Annotated in this window: 14 protein-coding genes; 2 read left to right on the top strand and 12 right to left on the bottom strand. The window is 38.2% G+C overall.

The window, feature by feature from the left end:
- Positions 1-47: 47 nt before the first annotated feature.
- The 11 genes from PVA17_RS07955 to PVA17_RS07905 form a co-directional block, all read right to left on the bottom strand.
- Positions 48-2255 (bottom strand): penicillin-binding protein, encoded by a 2208-nt coding sequence (locus tag PVA17_RS07955; RefSeq protein WP_274067375.1) that lies wholly within the window; start codon positions 2253-2255, stop codon positions 48-50.
- Positions 2252-2620 (bottom strand): cell division protein FtsL, encoded by a 369-nt coding sequence (ftsL2, locus tag PVA17_RS07950; RefSeq protein ID WP_132357561.1) that lies wholly within the window; start codon positions 2618-2620, stop codon positions 2252-2254. The genes PVA17_RS07955 and ftsL2 overlap by 4 nt, the downstream gene beginning before the upstream one ends.
- Positions 2621-3571, bottom strand: coding sequence for a 16S rRNA (cytosine(1402)-N(4))-methyltransferase RsmH (gene rsmH / locus PVA17_RS07945; protein WP_132357563.1), 951 nt, complete (start codon positions 3569-3571; stop codon positions 2621-2623).
- 36 nt (positions 3572-3607) lie between these two features.
- Positions 3608-4039, bottom strand: coding sequence for a division/cell wall cluster transcriptional repressor MraZ (mraZ, locus tag PVA17_RS07940; RefSeq protein WP_132357565.1), 432 nt, complete (start codon positions 4037-4039; stop codon positions 3608-3610).
- A gap of 253 nt (positions 4040-4292) precedes the next feature.
- Positions 4293-5909: a bacillithiol biosynthesis cysteine-adding enzyme BshC gene (gene bshC / locus PVA17_RS07935; RefSeq protein WP_274067374.1), complete on the bottom strand. Its 1617-nt coding sequence runs from the start codon at positions 5907-5909 to the stop codon at positions 4293-4295.
- Positions 5910-6183: 274 nt separating this feature from the next.
- Positions 6184-6579, bottom strand: a complete 396-nt coding sequence (locus PVA17_RS07930) for a DUF3397 domain-containing protein (protein WP_274067373.1) — start codon at positions 6577-6579, stop codon at positions 6184-6186.
- The gene (locus tag PVA17_RS07925) at positions 6576-7478 is read right to left on the bottom strand and encodes a ketopantoate reductase family protein (RefSeq protein ID WP_274067372.1); all 903 of its coding nucleotides are present in this window, start codon (positions 7476-7478) and stop codon (positions 6576-6578) included. The genes PVA17_RS07930 and PVA17_RS07925 overlap by 4 nt, the downstream gene beginning before the upstream one ends.
- 648 nt (positions 7479-8126) lie before the next feature.
- Positions 8127-8504, bottom strand: a complete 378-nt coding sequence (locus PVA17_RS07920; protein ID WP_132357574.1) for a transcriptional regulator — start codon at positions 8502-8504, stop codon at positions 8127-8129.
- 110 nt (positions 8505-8614) lie between these two features.
- Positions 8615-9382: an enoyl-CoA hydratase/isomerase family protein gene (locus tag PVA17_RS07915; RefSeq protein WP_132357576.1), complete on the bottom strand. Its 768-nt coding sequence runs from the start codon at positions 9380-9382 to the stop codon at positions 8615-8617.
- Positions 9383-9545: 163 nt separating this feature from the next.
- Positions 9546-9719 carry a 50S ribosomal protein L32 gene (rpmF, locus tag PVA17_RS07910; RefSeq protein WP_010858320.1) on the bottom strand — a complete coding sequence of 58 codons (174 nt, stop codon included), beginning with the start codon at positions 9717-9719 and terminating at the stop codon, positions 9546-9548.
- Positions 9720-9743: 24 nt separating this feature from the next.
- Positions 9744-10277 (bottom strand): YceD family protein, encoded by a 534-nt coding sequence (locus tag PVA17_RS07905; RefSeq protein WP_274067371.1) that lies wholly within the window; start codon positions 10275-10277, stop codon positions 9744-9746.
- 186 nt (positions 10278-10463) lie between these two features.
- Between PVA17_RS07905 and PVA17_RS07900 the strand changes: the two genes are divergently transcribed.
- Entirely contained in the window at positions 10464-11675 is a 1212-nt protein-coding gene (locus PVA17_RS07900; protein ID WP_274067370.1) for a nucleotidyltransferase, read from the top strand.
- Positions 11676-11716: 41 nt separating this feature from the next.
- Positions 11717-12043 carry a hypothetical protein gene (locus tag PVA17_RS07895; RefSeq protein ID WP_274067369.1) on the top strand — a complete coding sequence of 109 codons (327 nt, stop codon included), beginning with the start codon at positions 11717-11719 and terminating at the stop codon, positions 12041-12043.
- Between the two features lie 253 nt (positions 12044-12296).
- On the opposite strand, the gene PVA17_RS07890 is transcribed toward PVA17_RS07895, so the two are convergent.
- The gene (locus tag PVA17_RS07890) at positions 12297-13343 is read right to left on the bottom strand and encodes a SepM family pheromone-processing serine protease (protein WP_132357584.1); all 1047 of its coding nucleotides are present in this window, start codon (positions 13341-13343) and stop codon (positions 12297-12299) included.
- Between the last annotated feature and the right edge of the window lie 80 nt (positions 13344-13423).

Here is a 13423-nt window from a genome sequence, read left to right as displayed (position 1 = left end):
CCTTGTTTTTTACAACGTATGAAATAAAGTGGGCTTCTATTCAGGGTTTATTCAGTTGTTTCACCCTCGGGTGGGGTCTCTACATCTTGCTTAAAGCTTTCAGCTGGCGTTTTCAGCTGCACGACAATCGGTGAACTATCTGAAATTACTGTTCCTGCCGTAAGGCTCTGACTAGCTACAAAGCCCTCTCCGACAATATCCATTTCTAAATTTGCCATTGTCTTAAAAGCAAGTACATTACGCAACGACCAATTAGTGAAATCTGGTAACGTTATATCGCCCTCAGTCTTTAAAAATACAAAATTACCTTTTACTAGTTTTTGAGGACCTTTTGGATATTGGTCAATAATTTTACCGCCACTACCAACAATAACAGGCTTTAAACCATCGTTCGCAAGCTCTACTTGTATAGCATCAGCACTTTTACCTGTATAATCTTGTATTTTTGTCTCGTCAACATGCTTTACATCTTCGGTATTCACATTTAAATACTTTAAGCTATTTAACATAACGGGGTTAAATACTTTTGAAACTGGTATAGAACCAGGGTCACCCTTTAGCTTTGGCCTTTTTACGGAAACATACATAATGAGCCGAGGGTTATCTACAGGAGCCATCCCTAAGAAAGAATACAAAAATTCATTTGCTCCCCATGAATAGTTACCATTTCCTAAAGGAATTTGGGCAGTACCTGTTTTCCCTGCAACTTCATATTCATCAAGGATAAAATCCTTCGCTGTACCTTCCTTAGCTGTTAACGTAGATGCAAGGATTTCTTTTACTTGCTTCGCTGTGTCGGCTGAAACTGGTTGTCCCTTGACAACGGGCTCATGATTTTGGATAACCTCCCCTGTTGAGGAATCGACTATTCGATCAATAACGTAAGGTTGCATCATCTTTCCACCATTCGCGATCGCTGTCAATGCTTGAATTAACTGAATCGGTGTTACCGTAGAACCTTGACCGAACGTTGTTGTCACTCGTTCTACTGGATATTTCGATAAAAGTGTACCCGACGCTTCATTTGGTAAATCAATGCCTGTTTTCTTACCAAATCCAAATCGATCTAAATAATCAAAAAATACATCGTTACCAATTCGCTTTAAAAGGTGAGCCATTGCCGTATTAGATGAACGTTGGAAGCCTTCTAAATAAGGAATCGTACCCCAACCATACCCATTATTATGGTCTCTAATAGGCTTACCAAAAACCATGTATGTTCCTGACTTATACCTTGCATTTGGATCCCACGCACCTGTATCAATAGCCGAGGCGAGCGTGAACGTTTTCATCGTCGAACCTGGTTCAATGGTCTCTTCAATAGCTTCGTTCAGCCATTTCATATTATTGCCTTCTCGTGTATCAGGATTAAACGTAGGTCGTTGTGACATCGCTAGGATTTTACCAGTTTTCGGATTTGCCACAATAGCTGTCATCGATTCAGGGTTATATTCCTTTTCAACCGCTGTCATCGCTTCCTCTAAAAAACTTTGAATTGTTTTATCTAGTGTTAAATAAATGTCATCACCATTTTTCGCAGGCGTCACCATTTTTTCACTACTCGGCAATAAATAATGGAAAGCATCTGTCTCATATTCAACCTTACCGTCTTTTCCGGTTAGTTCTTTGTTATAAGTAAGCTCAAGACCCATTTTTCCTTTTGTCGTGAACGTACCATCCTTATTTTCCTCTTTTAGTGCGAAACCAATTAAGTGCGAGGCAAAGATACCATTTGGATAATAACGTTTTAAATCGTTGATAAATACAATCCCTGGTAATTTCTCCGCTTTGATTTTACTCATAGTATCATGACTTATCCCACGGCCTGCACTTCCAAATTCAACTTGATAAGGCTTTTTGCCCTTATTATTTACCCTAGTAAGCTGTTTATAGATTTTCTCTTCGTCCATAGGAATATATTCTGCTAATATTTTTGCAGTTTTTTCAGCATCTACTACATGGCGAGGTTTTTTTTCATCCGTCGTGGCTTGTTCATTGACGACGGCGATTAGTCGATAACTAAGTGTATCTTCCGCGATGACTTGTCCATTTGTATCGTAAATTTTCCCACGGCTTGCTGATATTGCACTTTCTTTGCTATATTTTGCAGCTGCTCTTGCCGCAAGCTCTTGTCCTTCCACTTCACCTGTCACCTGTAACATAAACATTCTTGAAAACAATAGAAAAAAGAGCCCTCCATAAAAAATTAATAATAGAAAGGCTCCCCATTGGAATCGAAATCTCTTTTTTTTCATTCTCCCGGCACTACCTTTACATTTTTCTCATTTTGAGTTAAACCGAGTTCTTTAGCTTTTTTCCATATGTTATCGTATGTAGAAAGTTCACTCACACGAACTGTCAAGTCAACATTCTGTTTAGCAATCTCTTCTGCTTCAGTTTCGATTTTTTGAATGTCCATGCTTGTCGTTTGAATTGCTGCTTGCTTGTTCAAAACGAGTACCGATAATACAGCAACAATGCTAACTAAAACAATTAGCATTGTTTTTTCAAACTTCTGGTTCGTTTTTTTACGACGGATAATAGTGGGTTGTGGACTAGGGGGTGTTATCGGTTGTTGCACTTGTTGTTGCTGGTGCTGCCTTACACGAACTGCTGCCATTTACTCACGCCCTTTGTCGTTAATTTTCTCAACCACTCTAAGCTTTGCTGAACGAGCACGATTGTTTACTGCCAATTCTTCATCAGAAGGAAGAGTCGGCTTTCTCGTAATAAGCTTTAAAGTTGGCTTCATGTCATCTGGAATCACTGGCAAATTCGGTGGTAATTCCGGTAATGATGACGCTTCCTTAAAAATAGTCTTGCATAGGCGGTCCTCCAATGAATGGAACGTAATGACACTAATGCGTCCACCTACGTTTATCATATCAATCGCATCGACTAACGAATCCTCTGCCGCGCCTAGCTCATCGTTAACAGCAATTCGTATTGCTTGGAATATGCGCTTCGCTGGATGTCCACCTTTACGGCGAGCCGCTGCTGGAATACCCTCTTTAATAAGTTCTACAAGTTGGCCGGTTGTTTCAATCGGTGCCACCTTACGTGCTTCTTCGATTTTACGAGCAACTTGCTTGGAAAATTTCTCTTCTCCATAACGGAAAAATATACGTACTAAATCTTCATATGCCCATTCATTCACAACATGAAATGCTGTAAGTGTTGCTGTTTGATCCATGCGCATATCTAGAGGTGCATCATGGTGATAACTAAAGCCACGTTCTGGTGTATCTAGCTGTGGTGAAGATACGCCTAAATCATATAAAACACCATCAACTTGCTCAATACCAAGCGCTAATAGCTCTTCTTTTAAATAGCGGAAATTCGAATGAACAAATGTCACACGCTCAATATATGGCGCCAATCGAATTTTTGCATTGTTAATAGCTGTCATATCTTGATCGAAGCAAATTAAACGCCCTTTTTCAGATAATTGTTGTACTAAATATTCACTGTGTCCTGCTCCACCTAACGTACAGTCCACATATACACCATCAGGATCGATGTTCAACCCATCAACAGTTTCTTTTAATAACACGGTTGTATGATCGAACATACCACTCGCTCCCTTCGGGCCTTAACTAAATAAATTTTAAAAATCAAAGCCAATCATATTTTCTGCAATTTCATTAAAGGATTGTTCCGACTCACTAAAGTAAGTTTCCCAAGCATCTTTCGCCCATATTTCAATTCGATTCGAAACGCCTAACACGATACATTCTTTCACAAGATGTGCATGCTGCATAAGAGTTGAAGGAATATTTATGCGCCCCTGCTTGTCTATTTCTACTTCCGTTGCTCCAGAAAAGAAAAACCTTGCAAAAGCACGTGTATCCTTTTTGGTCATCGGTAAGTCCTTTAATTTTTCTTCGAGTTTTCGCCATTCATTCATAGGATAGCCAAATAAACAATTATCAAGTCCGCGCGTCACAACAAATGTTTCGCCTAAGGCGTCACGAAATTTTGCGGGCACGATTAATCGTCCTTTCGCATCAACAGAGTGTTGATATTCTCCCATGAACATGCTATTCACCCCACTTTATTAAATAATGTACCACATCCCCCCACTTTCCACCACTTTTTTTAAAAAAAACTTGACATTTTAACACTTAATACGTGAATAGACCTTTAACAACATTTCGAACCCATGATAAATGACACAAAAAAAGAGCTACCCTTAGTAGGATAGCTCTCCATTTACTATTTATGTCGTCATCATTCATCAAGTTAATATTGTATTAAACTGTTAATTGGGTATAAAGTTACAAATTTTAGGATTATAAATAAATTAAATAGTGGTGTTTGCCAATGCTATAATTTTGTTTCAGCATTTCAGTAATTAGCATAGGTCCAAACTCATTAAAATATTGATAAGGATTATAAGTTCTTTCCTGGAATCCTTCATTCGGATACAACTCATTTTGTAGCGTCATAAATTTTCGAATTGTCGTTTCATGCTTGTTAAGGACTGTTTGTTCAACCTTTTGCTGTAAATACTCAAATTGCTTTAGATGATTCTCTTTATTTTTCACAAGAATTTTATCTAGTAATAGTTGTTGCTCTTCTAAATAAAGTTGAAGGGCCTCATACTTTTCTAAAAGATCTTGTTGCATCACCTGAATTTGATGCTTCGCTTCAGCATCCTGTATTTCAGCAATAAACTGTTCTTTAAGCTGTACCGCTTTTCCACCCCAAACATCGGCAACACTTAAACGATATTCACGTAAAAGTTGTTCTACATGTCTTGTGACAATCGTGATATGAAGACGCGGAGCAAAAATCGGCATTTGTAAGCCTAGTACCGTAAACGCATCTTTCAATGTCGCCCAGTACGCAAGCTCCCCTGGTCCACCAACAAACGCAAGCACAGGCAATGTCATTTCCTGCATTAGCGGACGCGTCACAACGTTATTACTTAATTGCTCAGGATGTTTTTCGGCAATTTCTAAAACTTCTTCACGCGATAGCTTAATATTTGCAGCTAGATTTACAAATTGCTGATTTTTTCGTTCTAAAAGATGGCGCTCCCCATTTTCTACATAAAATAAATTGGCCGCCTCATTTGATGCCAAAATAGGATTGCCATAGCCTGCACGTTCAAGCTCCGCTTCTTTTTCTGTCACCACTCTAGCAATTTCTTCATTTTTATGAATGATGCGGGTAAATTTATCACGCTCATATTGGCGGAATTTAAAGTCCGCTGCATCAATCATCAATAAACCTTCATCTTTAAACAATTGATTCATAAGTTGCGCAAAGAAGTCCGTAAATGTTTCACACTCATTAAGAGTTTCCACTAATTGTTTCACAAGCAGTTCAGTGAATGCTGTTTCGCCCATATCCTTCGCAATCGTATTGATTAATTGTGTCATTGATTCTTTGTTTATACTTGTTTCAGAAGCCATCGTTTTGCGTCTTGAACGTTCACCGTAAACACGTTTTTTAATACCTTCACCACATACTGTATACGTGTGGTTAATTTCCTCTAAATCATGATCTTCACCAGCTATCCAAAAAATAGGAACAACCGGTCGCTGAAGTTTTGCACTTTGCTCTTTCGCTAATGCAATGACCGAAATCGCTTTATGCACTGAGTAAAGAGGGCCTGTTAAGATACCCGCTTGTTGCCCACCGACAACTGCAACAGCCCCTTGCTCTAGTTGCTGCAAATGTTCATTCGCTTTCTTCGATAATCCGAGCGGCTCCATAAATTGACGTATGATGGCTGTTAATTCTTTTTGATCATATGCATGCTGATCTAAATATTGCGCTCGTTTTTCAAAAGATTTATCGTTGTATGCGTATTCAAAAAACTCATGGATAGCAGTATTCGACGACCAATAATCTGCTAGCAAACGATTTTTTATGGGTACTTGGATTGACTCCAGTTTCATTTAACACAAACTCCTCTACTCACTAAATCATCTTCTTACTCTTCATAAGCAAACTTGTAATAAAATAAATCCCTTTTAATACTACTAAGCAATTTGAACGGTTTATCAAATCGACAAACTCCAACAAATATTCAAAAAACGGTATACGATTTTTGTTAGATACTCAAACGTTGTCGCACAAGGAATTTTATTTAATTTATTTGCAATATAGAGTTATTACAATCTTTAATGCTATTATTTTAACGCTTATGGCATCAACATCAAAAGAAAATGCTTAGACAGCTTGTAAATATTCAATAACAGATCGAATAACACCTACTATACAAAGAACAATATATGCTGTACTTAACACTAAAAATTGAAAGCGCCAAATTTTCCTAAGAAGCGATTTCACTTCAATTTCCTTTTTCGTCCGCCAATCAATATATGTAAAAATCATCGCCATCATTATCGCAAACGTTACTAATAGCGCACTAACATCGACATTCCACAGCACACCAATTGCTAGTGGTACTGAAAAAAACAAACACACTGTTGTCACGTCCGATGCGACTCCAAAAGCATGAGTGCCTCGAATTTTAACCTTTCGACTAATTAAATAGACAATCACAAAAAGGAGGATTGGACAAAAAATAATGACACTTATTACTATATGTAAAAAATCTTTCAACGTCTTTCACCGCTCTCCTCTATCGCAAGTACTTGGTAGTATAAAGTGCGTAAAGTAGGCAAATTATGACCTTTCGCTAGAGCTTTTTCTAAAATTACCCCTACAATCGTGTCAGCTTCACTTTTTTTCCCACATAACCGATCCGCTAGCATAGATGATGTATTGCTCGCTGTTATTTCACATAACTCTATCACTTTGGAAAAAGGGATAGCTTGTTCTATGCCTTCAAAAGCATCCGTTAATTCTTGATAGATAGTTTGCATCAATAAAAACGCTTGCTTATTCGTTACTAACTCTCCATTCCTCACTTGCAATATAGCCGTTAATGGGTTAATCAAGCAGTTAAATACCGCTTTCTCAAATAACATTTGTTCAGCATTAGCAACCAACTCAAACGGATACAAGGAATTATTCAATTGTAGCAAATTGTTAAACGCATCACCGTTTCCTCGCTCTATCGCCATTTTGCAAACACCCACACCCCTATGTTGTACGGTTGCCCGATCTATCATTTGAGCACCAAAAGATACAGAGCAAAAGGCAATATTTTTTTGTGGCAAACGAAGAGCTTCATCAAAATGCGCTAAACCATTTTGCATAAACAACAACGAAACTGTACTTGGTAACGCAGATAATTGTCCGTAAAGCTCTTGTAATTGACCATACTTAACAGCAATTACAATTAAATCTTGCTGTGATAACTCCATTAAGTTCGTAGTTGAAGCAACTTTTTGTTCAGTTTTCGTTCCATCAACATTCACTCGTGTTAAATACTTCGCATTAAGTTCATCTATCTGTTCCCGCCTTCTTGAAACCAACGTTACAGATATACCAGACTCAGCTAAAAAGCTTGCCGTTAACAGGCCTACAGCACCTGCACCAATAATCGCTACATCCACAACTCATTACACCTCCCACATTTACAATGGACGATCTAACATAAGAGAACGCCCTCCTAAACAGTTCTACTGCGATTACATTATAGCCGCTAAAGACCATCAATCAATTTTACCTCGATATAATGGATGCTGTCGCTTCGCTTTCGCACAGAAAACATATGTTGCTGCCGCTTCGCTTTCGCACAGAAAACATATGTTGCTGTCGCTTCGCTTTCGCACAGAAAACATATGTAACCGACTCTTTGCTTTCTCACAGATAAATGCCACAGGACGTGGCGTTCTTAGCTGAGTTCTTCTATCTTGTGACACATGCACCTGTCGTTCGTTTCCGGCACAAAAGACAACCACTGACAAGTTAAATGATCCTTATCGTCCCTTTCTACAGAAGGAGGTGCCTTAGAATGATTTCTAAGGCACCTCCTATGCAGGTTCTTTTATTATACAGGATTGACTAAGTGTTTACGATAATATAAAAAGTGAAACTTTAATCAGTCGTTATTGCTCACTAATTATCAACCTTCACTTATTGAATCGGACCGTTAATGAGGGATAAATATTTTTTTGAAACATAGCACTATGTTTTCACAAGTTTACATTTTTTCTAAGTACTTACTCTACAGCACGTTTAACTTTTGGCAGCATCCTTATTTAATCTTTCATTAAAGAATACCCTTGCTGCAACCATTTCACTAGTTTATCATGCTCATTTTGTAATTCACGGTGCCTTACTTCAAGACTTTGATAGGCTTCTGTTAATTCATCAAAACTTGTTAATGCCAGTTTCAAATGACTTCGCATCGATTGTTGCGGCTGATTTCGGACAGCTAGTAGTGACTGACTATATTGACTACGTAATGTTTTATTCCAACGGAAACCACAAGCTTGTTTTGTACGACCTAGTTCAGCAGCAGCCAATTCAAAAGCTTCTAGCTGTGTTTTGCCATTTTGCACATTATGCAACACAATTTCTGCTAATCTTTCATCGTCTTCCTTTGTCCATTGATCTTTTCTTTTTTTCAATTCCATAATCTATCACCCTCGCATTTTTTACTACTATATGCGTGAACGAGCAAAATAGAATCATCGAATTAAAAAAGACAGTGATTATGTTTTGTTATAATCACTGCCGTTATACATTATTTATTGTTTTTCTTTGTTAGGAAATTAGCAACTGCCTCGTGATGAGCTTCACTTTCCCACAATTTCGCACATGTACGAACTTCCTCCATAACGCGTTCATACATATTTCGCTCACGCCATTTACGAAGCTCAATTTCTTTATAAGCCTTATGAACAGAAGGATGAATTTTACGCATATGTTCGATAAAATTATTCAATGCCGCTTCTTTTGAACCTTCAAAAACGCGCATTGCCCAACCAATCTCATATAGTAATTCTGCTGAATATGGCTTCGCATCGACTAGCATCTTCATCGCACGATCATGGCGTAATCCTCGTTCGAATAAGTATGTACCGCCTCCCCAGCCACTCGTAATTGCTAATGTCCCCTGTATAAAACCGCACTTCGCATGACTTGCCACTAGACGAAAATCGCAAGCTGTTGCAATTTCACAACCTCCACCAACCGCTGTTCCGTTAATCAACGCAATTGTTGGCACAGGCAACGTTGCAAGCTCGTATAATATTTCGCCCATCTTACTTAACATCCCAAACGCTTCATCCTCTGTTTCGAGCGTATGGAATTCAGATAAGTCACCTCCCGAGCAAAATGATTTATCCCCTACTCCCGTAACGACTAAAAAACGAACATCATCATGATTTCGAATATATGTAATGACTTCTTGTAGTCCATCCATAACCTCATCATTTACCGCATTCCGTTTTTCTTCTCGATTAATCGTAAACGTCATAATACCTTCTTTGTTATCAATTATGTAAGCCATACTATTTCCCCCTTTGTCCCGATGGATAAATTGTATCATACAATTATTATAGTACTATATATCTTTTCATTATTGCCGGAAAATTCCGTCTCTTCAAACCAACAAAAAGGCTAGTAAAGAGCCATGGTCTCTCTACTAGCCTTTTAAGTGAGCAAACACTGTATTATTTGCTTACTACTTCTTTACCTTTGTATTGTCCGCAAGCTTTGCAAACACGGTGTGATAATTTAGCTTCACCACAGTTTGGGCAAGCTACCATACCAGGTACAGATAATTTGAAATGCGTACGACGCTTTCTTTTTGCAGTTTTAGAAGTTCTTCTAAATGGTACAGCCATTGATGGCACCTCCTTACAGATCGTCTATTCGTCTGTTTGATCAAAATACTTAGCTAAATTAGCAAGTCTTGGATCCACTTTTTGTTCGTCAGCTTTTTTGTGTAGTTCAACGTCTTCATCCGTCGTGTAAGTCCAATTTTTCCCACCATGCACTTGCCCTTCGGAATTTTCCTTGAACACTTGCATAGGTACTTCAAGAAGTACTAACTCCTCAATAACCGGCTTCATGTCGATTACTTCACCATTAATATAGTGAATATCTCCGTCATCTTCCCCTCGTTTTTCCTCGTCAATCCAGCTGAAAATTTCAACTGTCTCAACTTCGATAGGAAACTCAACATCTTCCCATGTGCGTGCACATGGTAATGTTAACGTCGCTGCCACAGTTAGCTGACATGTCATTTGCGATGCACCGAAAGTACATAGCCCTTTTACATGAACGGGCGAAATTGCTCGAATATCCTGGTTTCGCTCCATCACCTCGTCCAGTTGGACATAGGCATCGATTGGCATCCCGTTTTGGCGGTATTTAGATAATTGATGAATTGACCATTTCATTCGTTTAATCACCTCGAGACAACACTGTTGATTATATAATGTGTAAAAATAGATGTCAAGATAATTTCTTGTCACCACAATAAAACCCACCTATAATTAAATATTATAAAACTGTATTTGCTCCAAACCGTTCTATATTCTAAGTAAGAACGAGAAGCAAATGACATTGGTAAAGGGGGCTTAAATTTGCAAGCAGTCGGAATAGTTGTTGAATACAATCCTTTTCACAACGGACACGCCTATCATTTGGAGCAGGCAAAAAAAGTAGCACAAGCGGATATTGCCATTGCAGTCATGAGTGGAGATTTTTTGCAGCGTGGTGAACCAGCCATGGTTGATAAATGGACACGTACAAAAATGGCTCTTGCAGGTGGTGTTGATATTGTCATTGAACTACCCTACGTTTATAGTACCGCACCTGCAACTGATTTCGCAAAAGGAGCAATTTCCTTACTATCTGCAATTGGTTGCGATTCTTTTGCCTTTGGAAGCGAAGACGGTTCCATTCAACCCTTTATGAATACGTTTCAGCTCATTAATAATCATCGCGCTGACTATAACACTCTTATTAAAGAAAGCCTTAAAACGGGGGCAAGCTATCCCAAAAGTCTACATTACGCCTATGAACAGCTTTCTCAAAAATTTCCTGCTGCATACATTGATTTGGGACAACCAAACAATATACTTGGTTTTCATTATATTGAGGCTGCCACGACTCTAGGTAGTAACATCAAACCTTTAACGATCCCTCGCATTGTTGCAGGCTACCACGACGCTTTGCAAGAGGGGGCATCCATAGCTAGTGCCACAGGAATACGCAAGGCTCTAGCAACAACCAACACGCTTCAAAGTGTGGAAGATTTTCTCCCTAAAGCATCGTTTGATTATTTAGCGGATTGGTACGAAAAACATGGTGAATTTGCAAGTTGGGAAGCTTTTTGGCCATTGTTACAGTTTACGCTTATTCGTCACACACCTCACGAACTTACGCGCTATGCAGAAGTAACAGAAGGCATTGAAAACGCTCTAATTAAAGCAGCGAAAACAAGTCATTCATTCAGTAGCTTTATGGAGAAAATTAAATCAAAACGCTATACTTGGACGCGACTTCAACGCATGCTCACACACATTTATACTGGGTTTACAAAGGAACAGTTGCAAAGCTTTGACGCCCCATCTAGCATACGTTTACTTGGTATGAGCACGAAGGGACAACGATATTTAGGCATGCATAAAAAAGATATACTTTTACCTTTAATCAGTCGTGTAGCTGCTATGGACGATGCTATGCTTGCTGTAGATATACATGCAGCAGAGGTATACAATTTAAGTATAGAACAAGGAACAAAAGGGCAAAGTCTTCCTAAAGATTATCAAACACCACCGATTCGTTTTTAAGAAATGGACAACCACAAGAAATTTCTTCTGGAGGTATAGCTTTGAAGTATTCTTTATATTGTTATTGTTTTTTGTTCATTTTCTTGTTAATAGGATGCAATTCTTCATCTTCTTGGGCATTTCAATTCGTAAAGTACAATAATACACATTACATGATGACTGAAGAAGTTTTAGAAAATAACCAACTTGGCGAAAAGTTAGGCGAAGTAAAATACGACCTCAACAAAGAGCAAGACAGTAAAGAATTGTCTTCGAATATTTATCCAGTTGGAACAAAAATTTATGCTATTAACAACATAGATACTACAAAGGCGATTGCCGTAGTTAATGAAGAAGGAGAAATAATAAAACTTGTAGCAGAGAATTAAGAAAAATTTTCAAACATCAAGGTAAACAAAAAAAGCCGGTTACTCAATTAATTTTGAGCACGGGCTTTTTTATCATTTTTTCCATAGCGTAAGTAAGCGATTAGAGGAACGAAGGCTAGGAGCTACTCCCTGTAATACACCTTCGTGCTGCCGATGTTGCTAGACAAACCTCTTTAATTGCCCAAGCGTCTCATTAGACACTCCCAGGAAAGAACCCAACAGCAACGGAAACTAACCATCGTTACAGTAAAACCTATTTCGTCTGTAACTGTTTTAAATATGCGATTGCATCATCCACAGTTTTAACCGGAACTATTTTCATTTTTGTTCCAATTTCTTTCGCAGTCTTTACTGCTGTAGCATAATTAGATTCCAGTTCAGGATATTTAGCTTTCATTTCTGGCGTAATTTCATCATCTGGTGCAAAAAAGATTTCCATACCATCACGATCAGCGGCAATAACTTTATAGTCTATTCCACCAATTCTTCCAACAGAGCCATCTACCAGCATTTCACCTGTCCCCGCAATAGCATATCCTTTCGTTAAATCTTCTTCGAGAAGTTGGTCTAAAATTTCTAAGGTAAACATTAGCCCAGCAGACGGACCTCCAATATCCTCCGTTTTCATAGACACACTTGGATTTGTTTCAATAGATTTACTTTCAGTATAAGTAATACCTAATCCTGCCCTTTTCTCTTCTGATTTAGGGATTTCCTTTAATGTAATCGTTACCTCTTGTTCTTTTGTATTACGATTAAATTTAATTGTCACCTTATCTCCAAGTTGCTTTGGCTTTAAAAGATCTACAAGCATTTGTTGATTTTTAATTTTTTGTCCATCAACCTCAATAATTTCATCTCCAGCTTTTAATACATTATCCGAAGCACCGCCATCTAGGACATTTAATACAAAAACACCATTAAAAATAATTTTTGTTTGGAGACCAGCCCTCTGAAAAGCTACATACTTTGCATTAAATTGAGAATCAGACATTAATTTAAACTGTCGAACATTATATTCCTCTTCATCCTCCAATGGATTTCGAACTTGCTCAATATCCATTAGTTTTTGATATTTTTGAGTTTTCGCCCATAAATATGAAAAAGGCGTTGCTTGCTGCATAGCCACCGTCATTAAGCTCATTGATCCTTTATCATCGGTGTGACTATTTTCAACGTTAACGAATTTACTGACATCGTAAGCACTTCCCGGCTTCATGATATAAGCGTCTAGTCGGTATAACATTAAAAAACAAATGACGACTATTAACACTGCATAAATACTAATTTTTTTCTTCAAAGAAAAACACCTCCTAGGACGCTCGCAAAACCATACGTTCATGTTTTTGCCTTTTTTACATATATTGATTTTAGCATTTG

The sequence above is a fragment of the Lysinibacillus sp. CNPSo 3705 genome, from assembly GCF_028674935.1.
In the GTDB taxonomy this organism is placed as follows: Bacteria; Bacillota; Bacilli; order Bacillales_A; family Planococcaceae; genus Lysinibacillus.
The sequence above is the reverse complement of the archived record's forward strand: the minus strand, read 5'-3'. Positions and strand labels throughout refer to the sequence as shown.